The sequence below is a fragment of the Variovorax gossypii genome (genome assembly GCF_003965815.1).
GTDB lineage: Bacteria > Pseudomonadota > Gammaproteobacteria > Burkholderiales > Burkholderiaceae_C > Variovorax > Variovorax gossypii.
The window spans coordinates 426,883-448,288 of record NZ_RXOE01000002.1 but is presented as its reverse complement, the minus strand read 5'-3'; the positions used below and the strand labels follow the sequence as shown (position 1 = coordinate 448,288).

The following is a 21,406-nucleotide window of genomic DNA, read 5'->3' as shown; positions in this document are numbered from 1 at the left end:
TGGCTCTCAATGGGTAGGCCGAACGAAATCGGAAAAGATGAAAGGCACGGAGGAAAAAATTTCTCCACCGCACCCTGCCCTGCCGGCTCAGGCGGGCACGAGCGACACCCAGTAGCGCGTCAGGCTGCTCACGCGCACCGGGAACGCACGGGCGATGACAGCGAGCGCCTTGTCGGTGTCGGTGATGGGGAAGGCGCCCGACACCCGGATGTCCGCGACGGCGGGGTCGCAGACCAGACGGCCGCGGCGGTATCGCGCGAGCTCGCCGACCACGTCCTCCAGCCGCCAGTCGTTGACGACCAGGCTGCCGTGCTCCCAATCGGCAAGCGCCGGATCGGCCGGCTGTGGCGCATCGACGTGCCCGGCGGTGAAGCGCGCCTGCCGGCCGGCCTCCAGCCGCACGACCTGGCCGGGCGCCTGCGAGGCGCGGACTTCGACGGCGTCCTCGAGCACGCTCACCACCGTGCGTACGTCGTCGCTGCGGACGGTGAAGCGCGTGCCCAGCGCGAGGATGCGGCCGTGCGGCGTTTCCACCATGAAGGGGCGGCTGTCCGTGCGAGCAACGCCCGGCACCTCGCGATGCTTCGCGGTCTGCACGAGGATTTCGCCCTCGCGCAGCGTGACGAGCCTGCGGCTGGCATCGATGGACACGTCCACCGAAGTGCGGGTGTTGAGCATCAGCTGCGATCCGTCCGCCAGCCTGACGGTGCGCTGCTCGCCGGTGCCCGTGCGGTGGTCGGCCAGCCAAGCGCCCAGACCGTCGGGCCCTGCCGCTCGCCACGACAGCCAGGCGAGCGATCCGCCGCCCGCCAGCACCGCGATGCCGCGCAGCACCCGGCGCCGGTCAGCCTGCGCGGCCCGCAGCGTGGACGCCGCAACATGCCCCGGCACGCGCTGCAGCGTCGCCTGCATGGACTCGAAGCGCTGCCACGCGCGTTGATGGTCGGGGTGGGCGTGATGCCAGCGGCGCCACTCCTCGTGATCGGCTGCGGTGGCGCAGCCCGAACACAGCCGGGCGTACCAGGCGACGGCTTCCTTGCGGACCTCGGCTTCGCTGCGCGCGTGGTTCATGGTCACGGCGCGAGCAGGTAGCAATGTTCGAGCGCCTTGAGCATGTAGTTGTTGACCGTGCGCACCGTCACGCCGAGGCGCGAGGCGATTTCCGCATAGGTCAGGCCATCGAGCTGCGAAAGGATGAAGGCCTGCCGCACCGGCGGCTTCATGCCGTCGAGCATGGTGTCGATGGCCACGAGCGCCTCGAGCACGATGGCCCGCACCTCGAGGGAAGGCAGCTGCGGCTCGGGCAGCGCGGCGAGCGTGTCGAGGTAGGCACGTTCGAGCGCGCGGCGGCGATGGAAGTCCACGACCAGCCCGTGCGCGATGGTGGCGAGGTACGCGCGCGGCTCGGCTGCGGCGACGGGCTCCGTCTTGCTCAGCACGCGCACGAAGGTGTCGTGCGCCAGGTCGGCGGCGTTGTGCGTGCAGCCCAGCTTCTTGCGCAGCCAGGCGTGCAGCCAACCGTGATGGTTGCTGTAGAGCGCTTGCACCTCGTGCTGTAGAGCGAACTCGCCGGCCGGCATGGCATCTCCCCGCAGCCGGGGGGCCGCGCTCAGGCTTCAATAAGAATAATTCTCAATTATATTGCCCGATGCCATGGAGTTCGGGCGCGCCTCGAACACACGGAGAAACTCGCTCAATGCGGCTGCAGCGACGCTCGTGTCACGCCTCGCGCTCAAGTCGCTCGAGGAAACGCCCCCGACTGCAGCCCTCGCCGCAAGGCTACAGCCGCCGATACGCATCCGCCTCGCCCAGCAGCCACGCCACCAGTGTCTGGGCGGCCGGGTTCCGCATGGCTCTCTTGGACTGCAGCAGGTGGTAGCCGGCAGCCAGGGGCATTCGCTGCGGGAACGCCTGGATCAGGCGTCCCTTGCAAATGTCGTTCTCGATGAGCACGGAGTGCCCGATGGCGATGCCCAGGCCTTCCACGGCGGCGGTCAGCGCGGCCTCCGTGTCCGGCAATCTCATGTGCCGGTCGCTGGAGAGCCCCTCGGCGCCACACGCCGCGAGCCACTGCGCCCATTTGCCGGCTCGCAGGGAGTCGTGCAGCCAGCAGAAACGCGCCAGTTCTTCCTTGCGCTCCAGCGCGGTCCCAGACAGCAGTTGTGGCGAGCCGACGGGAACGAGGCTGTCATGCATGAGCAATCTGGCGCCGGGCCATGAGCCGTCCCCGTAGTGAATGGCGATGTCGTAGCGCTCCCTGTGGAAGTCCACGTCCCAGATCGACGTGGACAGCTCGATGTCCACGCCGACGCGGGCGGCCTGCAGCCGGGTGAGGCGCGGAATCAGCCAGCGCGCGGCGAAGGAAGGCATCGCCAGGACCTTGACCACCGGACGGTCGCTGGCGCGCACGATGCGCATCGCTCCCTGATCCAGCTCGTCGAGCACGCGCTGCACGGTTTCGAGATAGAGCTGCCCCGCCGGAGTGAGCTTCACTCGCCGATGGCCGCGCAGCACCAGCGTCTGCTGCAGGTGCGCCTCCAGCGCGGCAATGTGGCGACTGACGGCCGACTGCGCACAGCCCAGGTCGCGGGCCGTCGCGGTGAAGCTACCGCACCGCGCCAGTGCCCGGAACGTCCGCAGCGCGGAGATGGGTATGTCATTCATTCTTCATGCCTGCTCCCGCCGTTCGAGGGCCGCCACGACTGCCTCCCCGAAAGGCCTGGCGGATGCAGGGTTCTGGCCGGTGATCAGGCGCCCGTCGACGACCACCCGGCTCTGGAACACGCCAGCCTTCTCGAAGACGGCCTTCTGCCCCCTGAGCGCGGTCTCCAGCTCGAAGGGGATCAGCTTGTCGTACTGCCTGGAGACTTCCTCTTCATTGGTGAACGACGTCAACTTGCGGCCCTCGATGAAACGGGTTCCGTCGGACATTTTCAGGTCCAGCAAGCCCGCTGGCCCATGGCACACCGCGCTCACGATTCCCCCGCGCTCGTAGATCGAGCGCACGATGTCGTGGAGGGTGCTGTTTCCCGCAAAGTCCCACATCGGGCCATGTCCGCCCACCAGCATGACCGCGTCATAGCGAGAGGGATCGACCTGCGACAGCCTGAGGCTGTTGGCCAGCTTGTTCCGCTGCTCCGGCTGGATCCAGAACCAGCTGTTGCCAGCGTCCTTGAGATCGAAGCCGTCGAAAGGCGGCATTCCTCCCCGCGGACTCGCGATGTCGTATGCATGGCCCGCCTGCGCGAACACGTGGGCAGGGTGCGTGAGTTCGGGAAACCAGAAACCGGCAACGAGATCCTTGCCTTTTCTGTCATGGCTCGACACCACGATCAGGATTCTTCTCCCGGCTGCCGCCGCTGCGTCGCGGGTCGAAGGGGTGGCGGCGCCGCCCTGAACGGATGCCGCGGCCAGGGCCGCGCCGATTGCCTGCACGGCAAGACGCCGGTTGATTGACTGCATGGTGATGGATGCCTTTCTTCAGTGGTTCCGCGGAGCCGGGCTCCGGACGACGGATCCATTGGAATTGGAAAACCGGCACCCTGCGATGCACCATGGAGAACGCATGCCATCCGTCTTGCGGATGGCTCTTGCGGACAAGGACGGCTGCTTGACGACAATAAAGTCTATTCGGCCCTCGGTGCCACGGGTTGCTCCGGAAGCACGCCCGGCACCGCACTCCTCCTCTCCTTCACCGCAGAAACAAACGACATGCTCAACCGCGTCCTCCGGGTTGCCGCGACAGCAGCGGCCGCCCTTCTTTCAGTTCCTTTCGCGACCGCGCACGAGCTGTGCACGCTGATTGCCGATGCCGATTCCGGCAAGGTCGTCCTGCAGCGTGGCCCCTCCTGCTCCGAGCGCGTGACGCCTGCCTCGACCTTCAAGCTCGCCATCAGCCTCATGGGCTACGACGCAGGCGTGCTGAAGGATGCTGTACAGCCTGCCTTGTCGTATCAGGCGGGATATCCGGATTGGAGTGGCGATGCCTGGCGGCGTGACGTCACGCCGACTACGTGGATCAGGGACTCCGTCTTCTGGTACTCGCAGCAGGTCGTGAAGCGCGTGGGGCAGGAGCGCTTCGCGCACTACGCGAAGGTTTTTCAGTATGGCAATGCAGATGTCTCTGCGGTGCCGGTCGATGACCCCGGGCAGAACGGCGTCTGGGTGATGAGCTCCCTGCGCATCTCCGCCGAGGAACAGCTCGCGTTCATGCGCAGGATCGTGCGTCGCCAGTTGCCGGTGAGTGCCCATGCTTTCGACATGACCGCACTCATCGCAAGCTACGGCACACCGGTCGACGGCTGGGCCGTGCATGGCAAGACGGGCACCGGGTCGCCGGGCAGCGACAACCGCTATGACGCAAGCCGCGCCTACGGCTGGTACGTGGGCTGGGCTACCAAGGGCGAGCGAAGGCTGGTATTCGCACGCCTGATACAGGACGAGCAAGCCCTCAAGCCCAACGCGGGCCTGCGCGCACGCGACGAGCTGCTCCAGCTTCTGCCGGCCGCTGCGCCATGACCGCATTGCGTCGCGCACTTGCCGCGCTTCTCTTCGCTCTGGGCTCGTCCTGCGGGCTGGCCCAGACCTTGGCGCTGACATTCGACGACGGCCTCGATCCCCAGAAGGAGCCCGCGGCTCCGTCGTGGAACCGGCAGATCCTGGAGACGCTCCACGATGCGGGCATCACGTCGCTGGTGTTTCCAGCACTCGTGCGCACCGGCCGGGCCCAGGGACTGGACCTCATCCGGGACTGGTCGCGCGCGGGCCACGCGATCGGCAACCACACATCCCGGCATCGCAGCCTGGGATCGCCTCAAGTGCCGCTCGCGGACTTCATCGGCGATGTCAAGGAGGCCGACGCCGTGCTGGGCCAAATACCGGGCTGGACGAAGATGCTGCGCTTTCCTTATCTGAAGGAGGGCAACACGCTCGCCAAGCGAGACGGCATGCGCCTCTGGATGCAGGCCGCGGGCTACAGGGCGGCGCCGGTTTCGATCGATGCGAGCGACTGGTACTACAACCAGCTCTATGCGGCCTGGCTGGACGCAGGAGATGCCGACAAGGCCGATCGCGTGAAGGCCGCGTACATCGAGCACCTGCTGGACCGTGCAGCCTACTACGATGGTCTTGCCCGACAGGTCCTCGGCCGCAGCCCTGCCCATGTGACGCTGCTGCACACGAGCAGGATCAACGCCGCTGCTCTCGGGGAGTTGATCGCGGCGTTCAGGGCGCGAGGGTGGTCTTTCATCGCCGCCAGGACAGCCTTCGATGATCCGATCTACACCGTGCAGATCGACACCCTGCCGGCGGGCGAAAGCGTCGTCTGGGCCAGCGCCAGGGCAGCGCAGATTCCAGGTCTGCGCTATCCGGCCGAGGACTCGGTCTACGAGGAGCCCAAGCTGCGCGCGCTGAGACTGGTGCCGGCGCGCATGCTGCAGTAGTAGTGCGCCAGTCGCCCTCGGCGCTCACTCCACCGTCACGCTCTTCGCCAGGTTGCGCGGCTTGTCCACGTCGGTCCCGCGCGCGCAGGCCGTGTGATACGCCAGCAGCTGCAGCGGCACCACGTGCAGGATCGGCGAGAGCGCGCCGTAGTGCTCGGGCATGCGGATCACGTGCAGGCCTTCGCTGCTGGTGATCTTGGTGTCGCCGTCGGCCAGCACGTAGAGCACGCCGCCGCGCGCGCGCACTTCCTGCAGGTTGCTCTTGAGCTTTTCTAGCAGCGCGTCGTTGGGGGCCACGGCCACCACGGGCATCTCGCTGGTCACCAGCGCGAGCGGGCCGTGCTTGAGTTCGCCGGCGGCATACGCCTCGGCGTGGATGTAGGTCACTTCCTTGAGCTTGAGCGCGCCTTCGAGCGCGATCGGGTAGTGCAGCCCGCGGCCCAGGAAGAGCGCGTTGTCCTTGCGCGCGAAGTCCTCGGCCCAGCCGATGATCTGCGGCTCCAGCGCCAGCACCGACTGCAGCGCGACGGGCAGGTGGCGCATCTCCTTCAGGTAGCGTGCCTCGTCGGCATCGCTGAGGCGACCCTTGCTTTGCGCGATGGCGAGCGTGAGCAGGAAGAGCCCCGCCAGCTGCGTGGTGAAGGCCTTGGTCGAGGCCACGCCGATTTCCACGCCGGCGCGCGTGATGTACGCCAGCTTGCATTCGCGCACCATCGCGCTGGTGGCGACGTTGCAGATGGTCAGCGTCTGCTCCATGCCCAGCGAACGAGCGTGCTTCAGCGCGGCCAGCGTGTCGGCCGTTTCGCCCGACTGGCTGATGGTGACGACCAGCGTCTTCGGGTCGGGCACGGATTCGCGGTAGCGGTATTCGCTCGCGATCTCGACCTGCGTGGAGATCTTCGCGATGCCCTCCAGCCAGTACTTGGCGGTGCAGCCGCTGTAGTAGCTGGTGCCGCAGGCCAGGATGAGGATCTTGTCGATGTCCTGGAACACGCGATGCGCGCTGGCGCCCGTGGCACCGTCCTGGCCGATGCCGTCGAACAGCTCGGGCACGATGCCTTCCACGCCTTCGAGCGTGTCGCCGATGGCGCGCGGCTGCTCGAAGATTTCCTTCTGCATGTAGTGGCGGTAGGGGCCGAGCTCGGCGGCGCCGCTGTGTGCCAGCACGGTGCGCACCTGGCGGGTGACCGGCTTGTGGTTCTTGTCGACGATCCAGTACTTGCCGGGCTGCACGTCGACCACGTCGCCCTCTTCCAGGTAGATGATCTGGTCGGTCACGCCGGCCAGGGCCATCGCGTCGCTGGCGAGGAAGTTCTCGGCGCCGTCCTTGCCCGCGCCCAGGATCAGCGGTGAACCCGCACGCGCGCCGACCACGCGCTGCGGCTCGTCGCGGCAGATCACGGCGATGGCGTAGGCGCCGTGCAGCTGCAGCACGGCCGCCTTCACGGCCTCGAACAGGTCGCCGTCGTAGAGGCTGTCGACGAGGTGGGCGATGACCTCGGTGTCGGTCTGGCTCTCGAAGGCGTAGCCCTTGGCTTCGAGCGCGGCGCGCAGCGTTTCGTGGTTCTCGATGATGCCGTTGTGCACGAGCGCGATGCGGCCCGGCCGCGCGGCCTGCGCGTCGGCGCCTGGGCCATGGCTGAAATGCGGGTGCGCGTTGTGCACCGCCGGCGCGCCGTGCGTGGCCCAGCGCGTATGGGCGATGCCGGTGAGGCCCTCGACCTTGTCGTCGCGCACCTGCGCCACGAGGTCGGCCACGCGCGAGGTGGTGCGCGCCCGCGTCAGGCCGCCGGCATGCACCGCCACGCCGCAGGAGTCATAGCCGCGGTACTCGAGCCGCTGAAGGCCCTGCACGAGGACCGGAACGATGTTGCGATGGGACGCTGCCCCGACGATGCCGCACATGGTGAGCTGCCTTTGAATGAAGAAGAGGCTCGATGGTAGGAAGGCACGAAAGAAATATGCATTCGAAATTCAATTGATTTCGGACTTTTATTTCTTCACTCCATACATATGGAGTTTTATTCCATAATTTCTTCATATATGGAATCAATCTCCCTCGATTCAACCGACCTGCGCCTGCTGGACGCCCTGCAGCGCGACGCCTCGCAGACCAACCAGCGCCTGGCCGCAGACGTGGGCATCTCCCCACCCACCTGCCTGCGCCGCGTGCAGCGGCTGCGCGACATCGGGCTGATCGAGCGCCAGGTCGCGCTGCTGTCGCCCGACAGGCTCGCCACGGTGCTGGGCCACGGCCTGCAGGCGGTGATCGAGATCTCGCTGGACCGGCAGGACGCCGCCTCGCTCGACGCATTCGAGACGCGCGTGATCGCCGACGACTCGGTACAGCAATGCTGGCGCGTGTCGCCCGGCCCCGATTTCGTGCTGGTGGTGGCGGCGCGCGACATGCAGGACTACGGCACCCTTACGCAGCGCCTGTTCACGGCCGATGCGAACGTTCGCAACGTCAAGGCCTTCTTCAGCCTGAAGCGCGCGAAGTTCGAACCCCGGGTGCCGCTGGCGCCCCGGGCATAGAGAACAAGGAAAGGAAGGCCCTCAGGCCTTCGGCTTCTTCTGCGGCCGCTTCCAGTTGGGGAAGCTCACCGCCTTGCTGCGCGCCACGGTGAGCGCGCCCGGCTCGGTCGACTTGTTGATGGTCGAGCCGCCGCCGATGGTGCCGCCCGCGCCGATGGTGACGGGCGCCACCAGCACGCAGTTGCTGCCCACGTGCACGTCGTCGCCGATCACGGTGCGGTGCTTGTTGGCGCCGTCGTAGTTGGCGGTGATGCTGCCCGCGCCGTAGTTCACGCGCTCGCCCACGGTGGCGTCGCCCAGGTAGGCCAGGTGGTTGGCCTTGGCGCCGGCGGCCAGCGTGGAGTTCTTCACTTCCACGAAGTTGCCGATGTGCACCTCGGCGCCCAGCTGCGCGCCGGGGCGCAGGCGGGCGAAGGGGCCGATCAGCGAGCCCGCGCCGACGCTCACGCCGGCCTTCTCGCCCTCGATGTGGGTGAACGGATGGATCACCGCACCGGCCTCGATGCGCGCATTGGCGATGACGCAATTCGCGCCGATGCGCACGCCCTCGCCCAGCGACACCGCGCCCTCGAACACGCAGTTGACGTCGATCTCCACGTCGGCCGCGCATTCGAGCGTGCCGCGCAGGTCGAAGCGCGCCGGGTCGGCCAGGCGCACGCCCTGCTCCATCAGCGCATTCGCCTGGCGCAGCTGCCAGGCACGTTCCAGCGCCGCGAGCTGGGCGGGGCTGTTGATGCCGGCCACCTGCAACGCGTCGGTGGTGATGTGCGCGACCACGGGCACGCCGTCGGCGGCCGCGAGCTTCACCACGTCGGTCAGGTAGTACTCGCCCTGGGCGTTGTCGTTGTCCAGCCGGCCGAGCCAGCCCTTGAGCAGGCGCGCGGGCACGGCCATCACGCCGCTGTAGATCTCGCGCACCGCGCGCTGGGCCTCGGTGGCGTCCTTGTGCTCGACCACGGCCTGGACGTCGCCCGTGCTGCCTGAGCGGATGACCCGGCCGTAGCCCGTGGGATCGTCGAATACGATGGTCAGCAGCGCCAGCTTGCCGCCGGCACTGGCGGCGACGAGCGCGCGCAGGGTTTCTTCGCCGATCAGCGGCACGTCGCCCGAGAGCACGACCACCGTGCCGTCGTCCGCCAGCAGCGGCGCGGCCTGCTGCACGGCATGGCCGGTGCCCAGCTGCGGCTCCTGGCGCGCGAAGCGCACCGTGGCGTTGCCGATGCCGCCGGCCATGGAGGCCTCGACCTCGGCCGCGCCATGGCCCGTGACGACCACCACGTCGCGTGCCCCGATGCGCGCGGCGGTGCCCGCCACGTGCGCCAGCAGGGCGCGGCCGCCCAGCCGGTGCAGGACCTTGGGCAGCCGGCTCTTCATGCGGGTACCCTTGCCGGCGGCCATGATGACGACGTCGATCGGTCCGGCGTCGTGGTTCTGTTGCGGAGGCTGATTCATGCGTTTCTTTTCCAGGATTCGTTGCGCGACTTGCTCGGCAATCTCTGCAGTGACCCGAATTATCGGCGCGCTGCTCGTGGTGGCCGCCCTGGGCGCCTGCAGCGCGATCCAGCTGGCCTACAACAACCTGCCGACGGTGAGCTACTGGTGGCTCGACGGCTACCTCGATTTCGACGGCGCCCAGACCCCGAAGGTGCGCGACGAGCTCGCCCAGCTGCTGGCCTGGCACCGGCAGAACGAGCTGCCGCGCCTCGCGTCGCTGCTGAAGGAGGCCCAGGCGATGGCCCCGGGCGAGGTGACGCCGGAGCAGGTCTGCGCCATGGCCGACCGCATCCGCGAGCGCTTGCTGGCCGTGACCGAGCGCGCCGAGCCCGCCGGCACCGAGCTGGCGCTGAGCCTGAACGAGGCGCAGCTGCAGCAGCTGGAGCGCAAGTACGCCAAGAACAACGCCGAGTACCGCAAGGACTGGCTCGACCGCACGCCGGCCCAGGTGCAGGAGAAGCGCTACGACCAGTTCCTCGACCGCACCGAGGACTTCTACGGCCGCCTGAGTGCCGAGCAGCGCGAGCTGCTGAAGCAGCAGGTCGCGCAGTCGGTGTTCGACCCGAAGCTGGCGGATGCCGAGCGCCGCAAGCGCCAGCAGGAGGCGCTCAGGCTGCTGCGCGGCTTCGTCGCCGGCAAGCCTTCGCCCGCCGAGGCACGCGCCGCGCTGCACGACTACATCCAGCGCATCGCCGAGCCGCCGCCCGGGCCCTGGCGCGACCACCAGCAGGCCCTGCTGCAGGAAGGTTGCCGCAACACCGCGGCCATGCACAACGGCACGAGCGCCAGCCAGCGCGCTCAGGCGGTGCGCCGGCTGCAGGCCTACCAGGACGACCTGCGCGAGCTGGTGGCGGCGCGCTGAAGGCGCCGGAATGGAGCTCCGGAGTCTGGGGTTCTAGATAAGCGGCGTCGGCCGCATCGGACGCTCGAAGTAGTCGCCCAGCGCTTCCAGCGCGCGCGGCTCCATGATGCGCAGCCAGCCGCCGTCGATCCTGTAGAGCCCCAGGCGCTGCAGGCGCCGCAGCGTCTTGTTGGTGTGCACCAGCGAAAGCCCCAGCGCGTCGGCGATGTGCTGCTGGTTGAACGGGAATTCGGCCCAGCCGTCGCGCTCCATGCCAACGCGCAGGGCGCGGCGGTACAGGTGCATCAGCAGCATCGCCACCCGCTCGCCGGCATTGCGCCGGCCGGTGGTGACGAGGTTGTCGTCGACCAGCTTCTCCTCGCGCGCCGCCAGCCAGGTGATGTCGTAGCCCAGCTTGGGCTGGGCGTGGAACAGGCCCCAGAGCCGCTCGCGGGGGAAGGCGCACAGCGTGACGTCGGTCACCGCCTCGACGCCGTGCGTCTGGCCGTCGGCGAATTCGTCCTGCAGGCCGAGGAAATCGCCGGGCAGCAGGAAGCTCAGGATCTGCCGCCGACCGTCGCTGAGTGTCTTGTAGCGGAAGGCCCAGCCCGAATAGAGAGTGAAGAGCTGCGGGCTCGGGCGGTGCTCGTCGATGATCGAGCTGCCGGCCTCCACCCTCCGGGCGCCGACACGAAACGACTGGATCGTCCGCAGCTCGTCGCCGGACGGGGCCAGGAATGCGTCGAGCCGGCGCAATGCGCACTGGTCGCACGGATTCGCGCCCTGCGGAGGCGCCATGGCTGCGGGGTAGTCCTCGAACTTCACGCCTCACTATAGGCGCCCGCACAGGCGCCCGGCCTGTGTCTTTTGACATTTCCCGGCGCCCGGGCGCTGCCTACACTGCGCACCGTTTCCCCATCCAAGACGCATGACAGAACAAGAAACGCCCCCGCTTCACGAGATTCTTTACTGCAGCACGCTCGCCCAAGGCCTGCCTCCGGACACCGTGGGCCTGATCGCCTCGCGGGCCCGGGCGCACAACGCGCTGCACGGCATCACCGGCCTGCTGGTGTTCGACGGCTTGCGCTTCTGCCAGCACCTGGAAGGCCCGCCAGAGGCCGTCGGTGCATTGATGCAGCGCATCGGGAAGGATCCGCGCCACGTCGGCGTCAGGGTGGTCCACGAAGCCCCGCTGGAAGCCCGCCGCTACAGCGGCTTCGGCATGGGGCTGGCCGAGTGCGAGGGACCCGACCTGATGGCCGGCGTGCATGCGCTCGACGGGGAGGTGGCGCTGCGGCACTTCCTGGCGCTGCTGCCCAGCTTCGACATCAACGGCTGATCAGCCCCGAAAGAACAGCCCCAAAAAAGGAAAAGGCGGCCGAAGCCGCCTTTTTCAGCACCTGGAGGACTGGGGAACGATCAGGCGTTGTCCCAGCTGTAGGTGGCGCCGTAGCCGTCCCAGGCCTCCATCACGATGCGCTGGCCCGCGGCCACCATCAGCGATTCGCCGGGTGCGAGCACCAAGTCTTCGCTGGGGTTGGCGAGCGTGGCGTCGGGCGTGATCCACACCCGGCCCTGCCTCACGCGCAGGATGCTGGCCGCCCGCGCCTTCAGGCTCATCGCCTCGCCGGGAGCGATCTGCCATGCACCGCGGCGGACGGCCGGCGGAACGGTGGCGGCGCGAGCCGGGACGGACAGGGACGAGAGCGATTCGGTGGTGCAGACGGCGGTGGACATGATGTAACTCCTTAGGGCTTTGCCGAAGCGCTTGACAGAAAGAGGCAATAGCGCAGTTCGGGAATGAATGATCGTTTCTCCGGCGTTGGCGGTCCAATGAAAACGAGGTAGCCTACTGATGCTGGTTCCGCATCAATTGATCGGCCGGGAACCGCCCTCGATTCATATCCATGCAACATTCCCAGACTCATCTGCGCTCCCGCCCCATTTCCGCCGGGCACCTGCGCGCCTTCGAGGCGGTGGCCCGGCACCTGAATTTCCGGGCGGCGGCGGAAGAAATGGCGCTGACCCAGTCGGCCGTGAGCCGCCAGATCCAGTCGCTGGAGGAGGAAGTGGGCGTGGCCCTGTTCCTGCGCCATACCCGCGCCGTGGAGCTCACCAGCGCGGGCGCGCTGCTCTTGCTGGCGGTGCAGCAGTCGCTGCCGCGCATCGACACGGCCGTGCGCCAGATCCGCCAGAGCGCGGGGCGGCAGAGCGTGTCGCTGACCACATTCGCATCGTTCGCCTCGATGTGGCTGATCCCGCGGCTGGAGGCCTTCCAGCGCGACAACCCCGAGATCGACATCCGCATCGACGCCAGCGACGTGGCCGTCGACCTCGACGTGGCGGACGTGGACATCGCCCTGCGCTACGGCCCGCGCGAGGTGATGCCCTCCGGCGCCGTGCGCCTGTTCGGTGAAACGCTCACCCCCGTGGCCAGCCCCTGGCTATTGAAGAGCAGCCCGCCGATCAAGACGCCGGCGGACATGACCCGGTTCACGCTGATCGAGGCGGGCGACGCCCACCGCACCCACCTCGAATGGCTGACCTGGCGCCGCTGGTTCGAGGTGAACGGGCTGGAGCGCGCGCAGCCCAAGCGCTGGCTCTATTTCAACTACGCCTACCAGATGGTGCAGGCCGCGCTCACCGGCCAGGGCGTGACCCTGGCGCGCAGCTCGCTGATCGCCGAGAGCCTGGCCAATGGCGACCTGGTCGAGGTGCTGCCGCAGCACCGCATGGATTCGCCGATGTCCTACTGGCTGATCGCGGGGCCGCGCAGCGTGCAGCGGCCGGAGATCAGGGCCTTCTGCGACTGGCTGCAGCTGCAGGCCGTGACCACGCGCGAGACCATCGGCGAAGTGCCCGATCCGGACACCGTCGACAACATCGACTGAAGGAAGATCGAAGGGCCTGGCTCAGCTCGTGGGCCAGACCACACCGTTGTCGTTGAGGATGGCATCAAGCGGCAGGTCGTGCGCCTCGGGCTCGAAGTCCGCGACGAAGCCGTTGGTGAAGCCCAGACCCACCGTGAACGGCCGGGGCTCCAGCGCGGCCAGCGTGCGGTCGTAGAAGCCGCCGCCGTAGCCCAGGCGGTAGCCGCCGGCGCTGTAGCCCACGCAGGGCACGAACAGCAGGGTGGGCACGATCAGCTCGGTGTCCTTGGGCTTGGGAATGCCGTAGGCGTCCTCTTCCATCTGGCAGCCCGGATACCAGGCGTGGAAGGTCAGGGTCTTGTGAACCTTGTCGATCACCGGCAGTCCGATGCGGCGGCGCTGGGGCTCTTCCATGAGCTCGCCGTCCTCCTTCCAGCGGTGCAGGGCGGGCAGCGGATCGAATTCGCCCTTGATCGGCCAGTAGGCGCCGATCACGGTATCGGGCCGGCCCACCAGCCAGATCCGCATCACGCGCTGCAGAAGGTCGGCGCGTGTCAGCCGATCGGGCATCGCAAGACGTTGCTCGATGAGTGCTTTTCTCAACTGTTCCTTAAGAAAACTCGCCGTTGCCGAAGTGTCGGCACCCTTTGACTTGTCCATAATCCCCCGATGCAGTTCCCAAGCATTTTGGCATCCAAGAGCCATCGCCCGCGCAAAGCGGCACCCGCACTGGTTTTTTCCGCGGTCCTGGCCCTCGCCGCCTTGCTCTCGCAGCAGCCCGCCGCCGCGCAGAGCAACACCAACGACGACGTTCTGATCCAGATGAAGCTGGCCTTCCAGCGCGGCGACAAGGCCCGGCTGACGGCCCTGCTTCCGCAGGCCCGCGGCCATGCGCTCGAACCCTGGGCCGCCTACTGGGAACTCAAGGCGCGACTGCAGGAGGCCGCGCCCAACGAGGTACAAGATTTCTACGCCCGCTACCCCGGCACCTACCAGGAAGATCGCCTGCGCAACGACTGGCTGCTGCTCACCGGCCAGCGCCGCGACTGGGACAACTTCTCCGCCTCGGTCGACGGCTTCCGCATGGGCGACGACGCGCAGGTGCGCTGCTACGCGATCCTGGTCGACACGCTGCGCAACGGCACCGCCACCCAGGCACAGGCCGACGAGGTGCGCCGCAACTGGCTCGCCCAGAAAGACCTGGACGACGGCTGCCTCACCGCCGCCGACCGCATGGTCGCCGCCCGCCTGATGTCGACCAACGACGTCTGGAAGAAGGCGCGACTGGCCATGGAGGCCAACCGCCCGTCGGCCGCGCGCGCCGCCGTCACCATCGCAGCGCCCGACGCGCTGCCGCTGTTCGAGGAGCTCAACGCGAGCTCGGCCAAGTTCCTGACCGGCCGCGCCTTCGTGGCCGCCAAGTCGCGCAAGGAACTGGTGGTGCTGGCGCTCATCAAGATCGCCATCGCCGACCCGGAGCTGGCCGCCTCGCAGCTCGACAGCAAGTGGGGCCCGATGCTTTCCGCCGAGGAGCGCAACTGGCTCTGGGGCACCATCGGCCGCGCCGCCGCGCTGAAGCTCTGGCCGCAGGCCGGCACCTATTACGCCAACGTCACCAAGAACAGCGACCTGTCCGACGACATGCTCGCCTGGCGCGTGCGCGCCGCGCTGCGCGCCGGCCAGTGGAAGGAAGTGGTGCCTGCCATCAACGCCATGAGCGAGACCGCCCAGCTCGACCCCACCTGGGTCTACTGGAAAGCCCGCGCCCTGTCCAATGCCGGCGGCGACGAGCGCCGCGCCCAGGCCCGCGAGCTCTACCAGAGCATTGCCGGCTCGCGCGGCTTCTACGAGATGCTGGCGCTCGAGGAACTGGGCCAGCGTACCGTGGCGGCCACGCGCCCGGCCCCGCTCACGCCCGAGGAAAAGGCCGCCGCGCGCAACAACCCCTCGCTCGCCCGCGGCCTCTACGCCATCGCCATCGGCCTGCGCCCCGAAGGCACGCGCGAGTGGAACTACGCCACCAACCTGCACGACAAGGGCGGCATGGACGACCGCGCGCTGCTGGCCGCTGCCGACTTCGCCTGCCAGCGCGAGGTGTGGGACCGCTGCATCAACACCAGCGAACGCACCAAGGGCGTGGTCGACGTGGAGCAGCGCTTCCCGATGCCCTTCCACGACACGGTGCTGCGCAAGAGCCAGGACATCGGCCTCGACCCGGCCTACGTCTACGGCCTGATCCGCCAGGAAAGCCGCTTCATCATGGACGCGCGCTCCGGCGTCGGCGCCTCGGGCCTGATGCAGGTCATGCCCGCCACCGCGCGCTGGACGGCCCGCAAGATCGGCATGACCGACTTCTCGCCCAGCCAGATCAACGACCGCGAGACCAACATCACCATCGGCACCAACTACCTGAAGCTCGCGCTCGACGACTTCGACGGTTCCATGGCGCTGGCCGCCGCCGCGTACAACGCGGGCCCAGGCCGCCCGCGCAACTGGCGCAACGGCCCGGTGCTCGACGCCGCCATCTGGGCCGAGAACGTGCCGTTCAACGAGACGCGCGACTACGTGAAGAAGGTGCTGGCCAACACCACCAACTACGCCGCCATCATCAGTGGCCGGCCGCAGTCGCTGAAGGAGCGCCTGGGCCGCGTCGGCCCGCGCGACGCCTCCGAGCCCGAGCCGAACAAGGACCTCCCCTGAAGTCCGCCGCCTGACATGAGCTGGCGCGACGAGGTCCTCGACACCATCGCGTCCGAGTTCTCGGATGCGGGCGACGTCGCGCAGCTCACGCGCATCGTGCTGCGCCTCACGCTCGCGGGCGCGCTGGGCTTCGTGCTCGGCTTCGAGCGCGAGCAGCAGGGCAAGGCCGCGGGCGTGCGCACCCACATGCTGGTGGCGATCGGATCGGCGCTGTTCGTGCTGATCCCGCAGCAGACCGGCATCGTTCCGGCCGACATGAGCCGCGTCATCCAGGGGCTGGTGGCGGGCGTGGGCTTCCTGTGCGCCGGCACCATCCTCAAGCAGGGCAAGGACGAGAGCCACGTGCAGGGCCTGACCACGGCCGCCGGCCTGTGGATGACGGCCGCCATCGGCATGGCCTGCGGGCTCGGCCGCGAGGTGACGGCCGTGACGAGCGCGCTGCTCGCACTCGCGGTGCTGGCGCTGGTGCCGCGCCTCGTGAGCCTGATCGAGCGCGCGTCCGGGCCGAAGAAGCAGAGCAGCAAGAACAACAGCGACGGCGACAAGGACGACGACAGCCGCCGTCGCTGAACGAAGGCAGCGGCATCAATTCGCGCCGCGTTCGGCATCAATCGCCGTCCGGCGCACGGCTAGCATCGAAGGCTTTGTTTCAGAACCCCGCAACGGACCGGAGACCCCTCATGCGCAAGCTCTACGTCGGCAACAAGAACTACTCGTCATGGTCCATGCGGCCCTGGGTGCTGATGAAGCAGGCCGGCATCGACTTCGAGGAAGTCGCCGTGCGCTTCGACTCCTTCGAGGCCGACTCGCAGTTCAAGCACACCATCGGCGCGCTGAACCCGGTGGCCAAGGTGCCGGTGCTGGTGGAAGACGACGGCCTTGTCATCTGGGACACGCTGGCCATCGCCGAATACCTCGCCGAGACCTTTCCCGAAAAGCAGCTCTGGCCCCGCGCCGCGGCCGACCGGGCGCGCGCCCGCAGCGTCTGCGCCGAGATGCACTCGGGCTTCGGCGGCCTGCGCGGCCATTGCGGCATGAACCTCGAGGCCTCGCTGCCCGAGGTGGGCGCGCGGCTGATGAAGGATGTGCCCGAAGTCGCCAGCGACCTCGCACGCATCGTGCAGATGTGGAGCGGCCTGCTCGACGCGCACGGCGGCCCGATGCTGTTCGGCCGCGAGTTCGGCATCGCCGACGCCTACTTCGCGCCCGTGGGCACGCGCATCAAGACCTACGGCCTGCCGGTTCCGCAGCGGATCACGGACTACATCGAGCGCGTGCAGGCGCTGCCGGGCGTCAAGGCGTGGATCGACGCCGGGCTCGCGGAAAAGGACTTCCTGCAATTCGAAGAGCCCTACCGCACGGGGCGATAGGGCTCTTCGAACAAGAGTGGCGTGCCCTTGCGAGGGGAATCGCGGGACACCGCGGAACCGGCTTTGCCGGGCCGCAGGTGTCGCCCCCGGGTAGGGGGTTGGCGAAGCGACACGAAGTGCGCGCAGCCTGGGGGCGAGCCAGGTTCAGAACCTGTACGTTGCCGACACGTAGGTGACGATCGGGTTCAGCTTCAGGCTCGCTTCGCTGGTGGCCACGGGCAGGCCGTATACCGAAGTGGTGGTCAGCTTGGCCTTGGTCTTCAGCGGGATGTACGACACCGAGAACGAGATGCCCCAGTGCTTGTCGAACTGGTAGGCCGCGCCCACGTTGATCACCGGTGCGAACGAGCTGTCGAGCTTGGCCGTGGTGTTCACGGCGAAGGGCGACTGGTGGAACTGCGTGGCCAGCGCGCCCTGCAGGTTCGAGGTCAGCTTGACGTCGCTGTACCAGACGTAGGTGGCGCCCAGGCCCACGAACGGGCGGAAGGCGTCGTTGCCTTCATTGAAGAAATACTTGCCCAGGATCGTGGGGCTCCACTGGCGGGCCTCGCCGAGCTGGCCCACGCGCCCGAGGGTGCCGGTGCCGTTGAGCTTGAACTTCGGCGGCACGCCGAACACGCCTTCCACTGCCCAGTGGCTGTCGAGGAAATAGGTGGCGCTGAGGCCGAGGGTGTCGGAGTCGCTCACGCTGGCGCCGGAACCGGCCAGCACGCTCGGGATGGGCGAAGTCACGGTCAGCGGCTTGCTCGAGTCCTGCGGCGACAGATGGAACCACCCTGCCCCGACGACCCAGTCGCCGGCCTGTTGCGCCATGGCGCTGCCGGACGCCAGGGCGCCCAGGGCTGCAAGCGCAATCGTTGTTTTCTTCATGATGTGAATTGCTCCTTTGATTGAAATATCCCTCTACGGATACGGGCGTCGGCTGTGACCGCCGCTGTAAATCTTCCGTATGACGAAAGATTGCCCGGTCCGATCGCCGGATTATCGAACGACCGTTCTATTTTCAATCCAAGGAGTATCCCTACACTGCGGCCATGAAAATCTTTCTCGTCGGCGGCGCGCTGCGCGACCGCCTGCTGGACCGCCCGGTATCCGACCACGACTGGCTGGTGGTCGGCGCCACGCCCGAGGAGATGGTGGCCCGCGGCTACCTGCCCGTGGGGCGCGACTTTCCGGTGTTCCTGCACCCCGAGACGCGCGAGGAATACGCGCTCGCCCGCACCGAGCGCAAGAGCGCGCCGGGCTATCGCGGCTTCACCGTGCACGCGGCCCCCGACGTCACGCTCGAGCAGGACCTCGCGCGCCGCGACCTGACCGTCAACGCCATCGCGCTGCCGTCGGAGCTGGTGAGCGCCGACGGCCGCTTCGACCCCACGCCCGGGACGCTGGCCGATCCCTTCCACGGTCAGCGCGACCTGCGCGACAAGGTGCTGCGCCACGTGACCGACGCCTTCCGCGAGGATCCGGTGCGCATCCTGCGCGTGGCGCGCTTCGCGGCCCGCTTCGACGACTTCGGCGTCGCTCCCGAGACCAAGGCGCTGATGCGCGAGATGGTCGCGGCCGGCGAAGTCGACGCGCTGGTGCCCGAGCGCGTGTGGCAGGAGCTGTCGCGCGGCCTGATGGAAACGCGCCCTTCCCGCATGTTCGAGGTGCTGCGCGAATGCGGGGCGCTGGCGGTGCTGCTGCCCGAGATCGAAGCCGACGCGCGGACCATGCAGGCGATCGACATCGCCGCGGGGCAGAAGGCGTCGCTGGCCGTGCGCTTCGCCTGCCTGACCGGCGGCCTCGGCCGGAGCGGGCCTCCCGGGCTGAAGGCGCTGCATGCGGTGTGCGAGCGCTGGCGCGTGCCGGTGGAGATCCGCGAACTGGCCGAGGTGGTGGCGCGCGAACAGGGCCACATCGACGGCAGCGGCACGCTCGACGCCTCCGGTCTGGTCCGCCTGCTGGAGCGCTGCGATGCCTTCCGCAAGCCGGCGCGCTTCGCCGAGGCGCTGCAGGCCTGCGAGTGCGATGCGCGCAGCTCAGGCGGCGGCGAGGCACCCTACGCGCCGCGCCAGCACCTGCTCGCGGTGCTGGCCACGGCGGCGGCCGTACCCACCGACGTGGTGGCCAGGGCCGCCCAGCAGTCCGGCGCCACCGGCCCGAAGATCGGCGAGGCCATCCACCGGGCGCGGGTCGAGGCCGTCGCGGCCTCGCCGGCCTGAGCCTCGCTGACCGAACACCGCCTGAAGACCGCCCGCCGGGACATGACTTCTGGCACTTCCCGGTGCAGGCCCTGTCGATAGCATCGGCCGGGTGAATGCCACCGCGCCGAAGCCGTCACGCGAATCCGCCGACTTCCCGCTCCCCTCGGGGCCGGACGAACTGGCCCTGCGCGTGCTGCGCGAGCACGTGGCCTCGGTGTACGCGGCCTACAACGCGTCGGTGTTCGTGCACTTCGGCCTGGGCGCGGCACTGGGCACCGCCATGTACGTGCACCAGCCGCGCACATGGATCCTGGTCTGGATGGCGGTGCATCTCTCGCTCGGCCTGTTCCTGTTCCTCATGCCGCGCTGGCACCCGGGCGTGCCGCTCGCCGACACCACGCGCTGGGCACGCCGGCACTCGCGCACCGTCACCGCCGTGGGCGTGGGCATGGCGAGCGCGCCGCTGCTGTTCATCTCCCCCGACGACCTGCCCGTGACCTCGGTGGTGACGGTGGTCATCATCGGTAGCTGCGCCCGCGCCATGCAGCTGCTGTGGCCGCTCAAGCCCGCGCTGTACGGCTACACCCTGCCGATGATGCTGAGCCTGATCGCCGTGCTGGCCTGGCAGGGCGACGCCATGCATTTCTTCCTTGCGATCTTCAGCCTGGGCTACCTGCTGTTCACGCTGCGCGTGGGCAACCAGCAGCACAGGCTGCTGACCGATTCGCTGGTGCTTCGCTTCGAGAACGAGGCGCTGGCCGGGCAGCTCGGCAGGCAGATCGCCGTGGCCGAGCGCGCCAGCGCGGAGAAGACGCGCTTCCTCGCCACCGCCAGCCACGACCTGCGCCAGCCGCTGCATGCAATCGCGCTGTTCGGCGCGGCGCTGGAAAACGAACTGCGCGAGCATCACGGCGGGCGCAATGCGCGGCAACTGATGCGCGCGGTGAACGCGCTGGGCAATTCGCTGGACACCATGCTCGACGTGTCGCGCCTCGACGCGGGCGTGGTCACGCCCACCGTGGTGCCCGTGCCGCTCGACGCGCTGTTGCGCTCGCTCAACCACATGTTCGCGGCGCGGGCCGAGCAGCGGCAGCTTCAGCTGCGCGTGCAGGCCAGCGGCCTGTGGGTGCGCAGCGATCCGCAGCTGCTCTTCCGCATGCTCTCGAACCTCGTCGACAACGCGCTGAAGTACACGGCACGCGGCGGCGTCGCGGTGCGGGCCCGCGCGCGCGGCGACATGGTGTGGATCGAGGTGTTCGACACCGGCATCGGCATCGCGCCCGAGCAGCAGGAGCGCGTGTTCGAGGAGTACTACCAGGTGCACAACCCGGGCCGCGACCGCACGCAGGGCCTGGGCATCGGCCTGTCGATCGTGCAGCGGCTCTCGCGGCTGCTGGGGCACCCGGTGCAGCTGAAGTCGCGCCCGGGCCGCGGCAGCCGCTTTCGCCTGCGCCTGCCGGCATCGGCTGCGGACGAGGCGACGACGCCCTCGGCCGGCCTTGCAACGCCCTTCGCCGCCGGGGCCATGCCCGATCCGGTGCGCACCGTGCGCACGCCCCTCGCGACGCGCGGACGCATCCTGCTGATCGACGACGAGGCGGAGGTGCGCGAGGCCATGACCGGTTTCTTCCAGGCCCACAGCCTCGCGGTGGAGACCGCGGCCGACGAAGCCGAGGCCGCCGAGCTGCTCGCCCGGCCCGAGACGCGCGAGCACCCGTTCGCGCTGCTGGTGTGCGACTACCGCCTCGCCGACGGCGACAACGGGCTCGACGTCGGCCAGCGGCTGCAGCGCCGCTTCGATCTGCAGGCGCCGCTGCTGCTGGTGACCGGCGAGACCTCGCCCGAGCGGCTGCAGCGCGTGCGCGCCTCGGGCGTGCCGGTGCTGTTCAAGCCGGTGAGCGCCGCGACGCTGCTGGGCGTGCTCGCCGAGCTGATCCCTCAGGCGGAGACGGAAACGGCTCACTGAGCT

21 protein-coding genes are annotated in these 21,406 nt (G+C 68.6%); 11 read left to right on the top strand and 10 right to left on the bottom strand.

The window, feature by feature from the left end; translation table 11 throughout:
* Window positions 1-87: 87 nt before the first annotated feature.
* The 4 genes from EJP69_RS09805 to EJP69_RS09790 form a co-directional block, all read right to left on the bottom strand.
* Complete coding sequence (locus EJP69_RS09805) at window positions 88-1,071, bottom strand: FecR domain-containing protein (protein ID WP_126471047.1); 984 nt, start codon at window positions 1,069-1,071, stop codon at window positions 88-90.
* A 2-nt stretch (window positions 1,072-1,073) separates the two neighbouring features.
* The gene (locus EJP69_RS09800) at window positions 1,074-1,580 is read right to left on the bottom strand and encodes a sigma-70 family RNA polymerase sigma factor (protein WP_126469738.1); all 507 of its coding nucleotides are present in this window, start codon (window positions 1,578-1,580) and stop codon (window positions 1,074-1,076) included.
* Window positions 1,581-1,779: 199 nt separating this feature from the next.
* Window positions 1,780-2,664 carry a LysR substrate-binding domain-containing protein gene (locus tag EJP69_RS09795; RefSeq protein WP_126469736.1) on the bottom strand — a complete coding sequence of 295 codons (885 nt, stop codon included), beginning with the start codon at window positions 2,662-2,664 and terminating at the stop codon, window positions 1,780-1,782.
* Window positions 2,665-2,667: 3 nt separating this feature from the next.
* A complete protein-coding gene (locus EJP69_RS09790; protein WP_126469734.1) occupies window positions 2,668-3,462 on the bottom strand; it encodes a type 1 glutamine amidotransferase domain-containing protein in 795 nt (264 codons plus the stop codon).
* Window positions 3,463-3,711: 249 nt separating this feature from the next.
* Here EJP69_RS09790 and blaOXA point away from each other — a divergent pair, with 249 nt between their 5' ends.
* Both blaOXA and EJP69_RS09780 read left to right on the top strand, forming a co-directional pair.
* A complete protein-coding gene (gene blaOXA / locus EJP69_RS09785; RefSeq protein WP_126469733.1) occupies window positions 3,712-4,518 on the top strand; it encodes a class D beta-lactamase in 807 nt (268 codons plus the stop codon).
* Window positions 4,515-5,441 (top strand): polysaccharide deacetylase family protein, encoded by a 927-nt coding sequence (locus tag EJP69_RS09780; protein ID WP_126469731.1) that lies wholly within the window; start codon window positions 4,515-4,517, stop codon window positions 5,439-5,441. Before blaOXA ends, EJP69_RS09780 begins: the two co-directional genes overlap by 4 nt.
* Window positions 5,442-5,465: 24 nt before the next feature.
* Here EJP69_RS09780 and glmS read toward each other — a convergent pair whose 3' ends face one another.
* Complete coding sequence (gene glmS / locus EJP69_RS09775; protein WP_126469729.1) at window positions 5,466-7,346, bottom strand: glutamine--fructose-6-phosphate transaminase (isomerizing); 1,881 nt, start codon at window positions 7,344-7,346, stop codon at window positions 5,466-5,468.
* 138 nt (window positions 7,347-7,484) lie between these two features.
* On the opposite strand from glmS, the gene EJP69_RS09770 reads away from it, so the two are divergent.
* The gene (locus EJP69_RS09770) at window positions 7,485-7,976 is read left to right on the top strand and encodes an Lrp/AsnC family transcriptional regulator (protein WP_126469727.1); all 492 of its coding nucleotides are present in this window, start codon (window positions 7,485-7,487) and stop codon (window positions 7,974-7,976) included.
* A gap of 21 nt (window positions 7,977-7,997) precedes the next feature.
* On the opposite strand, the gene glmU is transcribed toward EJP69_RS09770, so the two are convergent.
* Window positions 7,998-9,428 carry a bifunctional UDP-N-acetylglucosamine diphosphorylase/glucosamine-1-phosphate N-acetyltransferase GlmU gene (glmU, locus tag EJP69_RS09765; protein WP_126469725.1) on the bottom strand — a complete coding sequence of 477 codons (1,431 nt, stop codon included), beginning with the start codon at window positions 9,426-9,428 and terminating at the stop codon, window positions 7,998-8,000.
* A gap of 49 nt (window positions 9,429-9,477) precedes the next feature.
* Here glmU and EJP69_RS09760 point away from each other — a divergent pair, with 49 nt between their 5' ends.
* On the top strand, window positions 9,478-10,332 hold the full coding sequence (locus tag EJP69_RS09760) for a DUF6279 family lipoprotein (protein ID WP_240652102.1): 855 nt from the start codon (window positions 9,478-9,480) through the stop codon (window positions 10,330-10,332).
* A 33-nt stretch (window positions 10,333-10,365) separates the two neighbouring features.
* Here the strand turns inward: EJP69_RS09760 and EJP69_RS09755 are convergent, their stop codons facing one another.
* On the bottom strand, window positions 10,366-11,136 hold the full coding sequence (locus EJP69_RS09755; protein WP_240652101.1) for a Crp/Fnr family transcriptional regulator: 771 nt from the start codon (window positions 11,134-11,136) through the stop codon (window positions 10,366-10,368).
* A 103-nt stretch (window positions 11,137-11,239) separates the two neighbouring features.
* Here EJP69_RS09755 and EJP69_RS09750 point away from each other — a divergent pair, with 103 nt between their 5' ends.
* Window positions 11,240-11,650 (top strand): BLUF domain-containing protein, encoded by a 411-nt coding sequence (locus tag EJP69_RS09750; RefSeq protein WP_126469719.1) that lies wholly within the window; start codon window positions 11,240-11,242, stop codon window positions 11,648-11,650.
* Window positions 11,651-11,730: 80 nt separating this feature from the next.
* Here EJP69_RS09750 and EJP69_RS09745 read toward each other — a convergent pair whose 3' ends face one another.
* Entirely contained in the window at window positions 11,731-12,048 is a 318-nt protein-coding gene (locus EJP69_RS09745; protein WP_093196779.1) for a DUF2917 domain-containing protein, read from the bottom strand.
* A gap of 170 nt (window positions 12,049-12,218) precedes the next feature.
* Here EJP69_RS09745 and EJP69_RS09740 point away from each other — a divergent pair, with 170 nt between their 5' ends.
* A complete protein-coding gene (locus tag EJP69_RS09740) occupies window positions 12,219-13,202 on the top strand; it encodes a LysR substrate-binding domain-containing protein (RefSeq protein WP_093196782.1) in 984 nt (327 codons plus the stop codon).
* Window positions 13,203-13,223: 21 nt separating this feature from the next.
* Here EJP69_RS09740 and EJP69_RS09735 read toward each other — a convergent pair whose 3' ends face one another.
* Entirely contained in the window at window positions 13,224-13,841 is a 618-nt protein-coding gene (locus EJP69_RS09735; protein WP_126469717.1) for a 5-formyltetrahydrofolate cyclo-ligase, read from the bottom strand.
* Between the two features lie 9 nt (window positions 13,842-13,850).
* On the opposite strand from EJP69_RS09735, the gene EJP69_RS09730 reads away from it, so the two are divergent.
* From EJP69_RS09730 to EJP69_RS09720, 3 genes are all read left to right on the top strand, one after another.
* A complete protein-coding gene (locus EJP69_RS09730) occupies window positions 13,851-15,881 on the top strand; it encodes a lytic transglycosylase domain-containing protein (RefSeq protein WP_126469715.1) in 2,031 nt (676 codons plus the stop codon).
* A 15-nt stretch (window positions 15,882-15,896) separates the two neighbouring features.
* Window positions 15,897-16,451, top strand: a complete 555-nt coding sequence (locus EJP69_RS09725; RefSeq protein WP_093196788.1) for an MgtC/SapB family protein — start codon at window positions 15,897-15,899, stop codon at window positions 16,449-16,451.
* A gap of 110 nt (window positions 16,452-16,561) precedes the next feature.
* Window positions 16,562-17,251 carry a glutathione S-transferase family protein gene (locus EJP69_RS09720; RefSeq protein WP_126469713.1) on the top strand — a complete coding sequence of 230 codons (690 nt, stop codon included), beginning with the start codon at window positions 16,562-16,564 and terminating at the stop codon, window positions 17,249-17,251.
* A 144-nt stretch (window positions 17,252-17,395) separates the two neighbouring features.
* Here EJP69_RS09720 and EJP69_RS09710 read toward each other — a convergent pair whose 3' ends face one another.
* The gene (locus EJP69_RS09710; protein WP_093196792.1) at window positions 17,396-18,121 is read right to left on the bottom strand and encodes an OmpW/AlkL family protein; all 726 of its coding nucleotides are present in this window, start codon (window positions 18,119-18,121) and stop codon (window positions 17,396-17,398) included.
* 164 nt (window positions 18,122-18,285) lie between these two features.
* Here EJP69_RS09710 and EJP69_RS09705 point away from each other — a divergent pair, with 164 nt between their 5' ends.
* Both EJP69_RS09705 and EJP69_RS09700 read left to right on the top strand, forming a co-directional pair.
* Entirely contained in the window at window positions 18,286-19,455 is a 1,170-nt protein-coding gene (locus EJP69_RS09705; protein ID WP_126469711.1) for a multifunctional CCA addition/repair protein, read from the top strand.
* 91 nt (window positions 19,456-19,546) lie between these two features.
* Entirely contained in the window at window positions 19,547-21,403 is a 1,857-nt protein-coding gene (locus EJP69_RS09700; RefSeq protein WP_126469709.1) for an ATP-binding response regulator, read from the top strand.
* The last annotated feature ends 3 nt before the right edge of the window (window positions 21,404-21,406 follow it).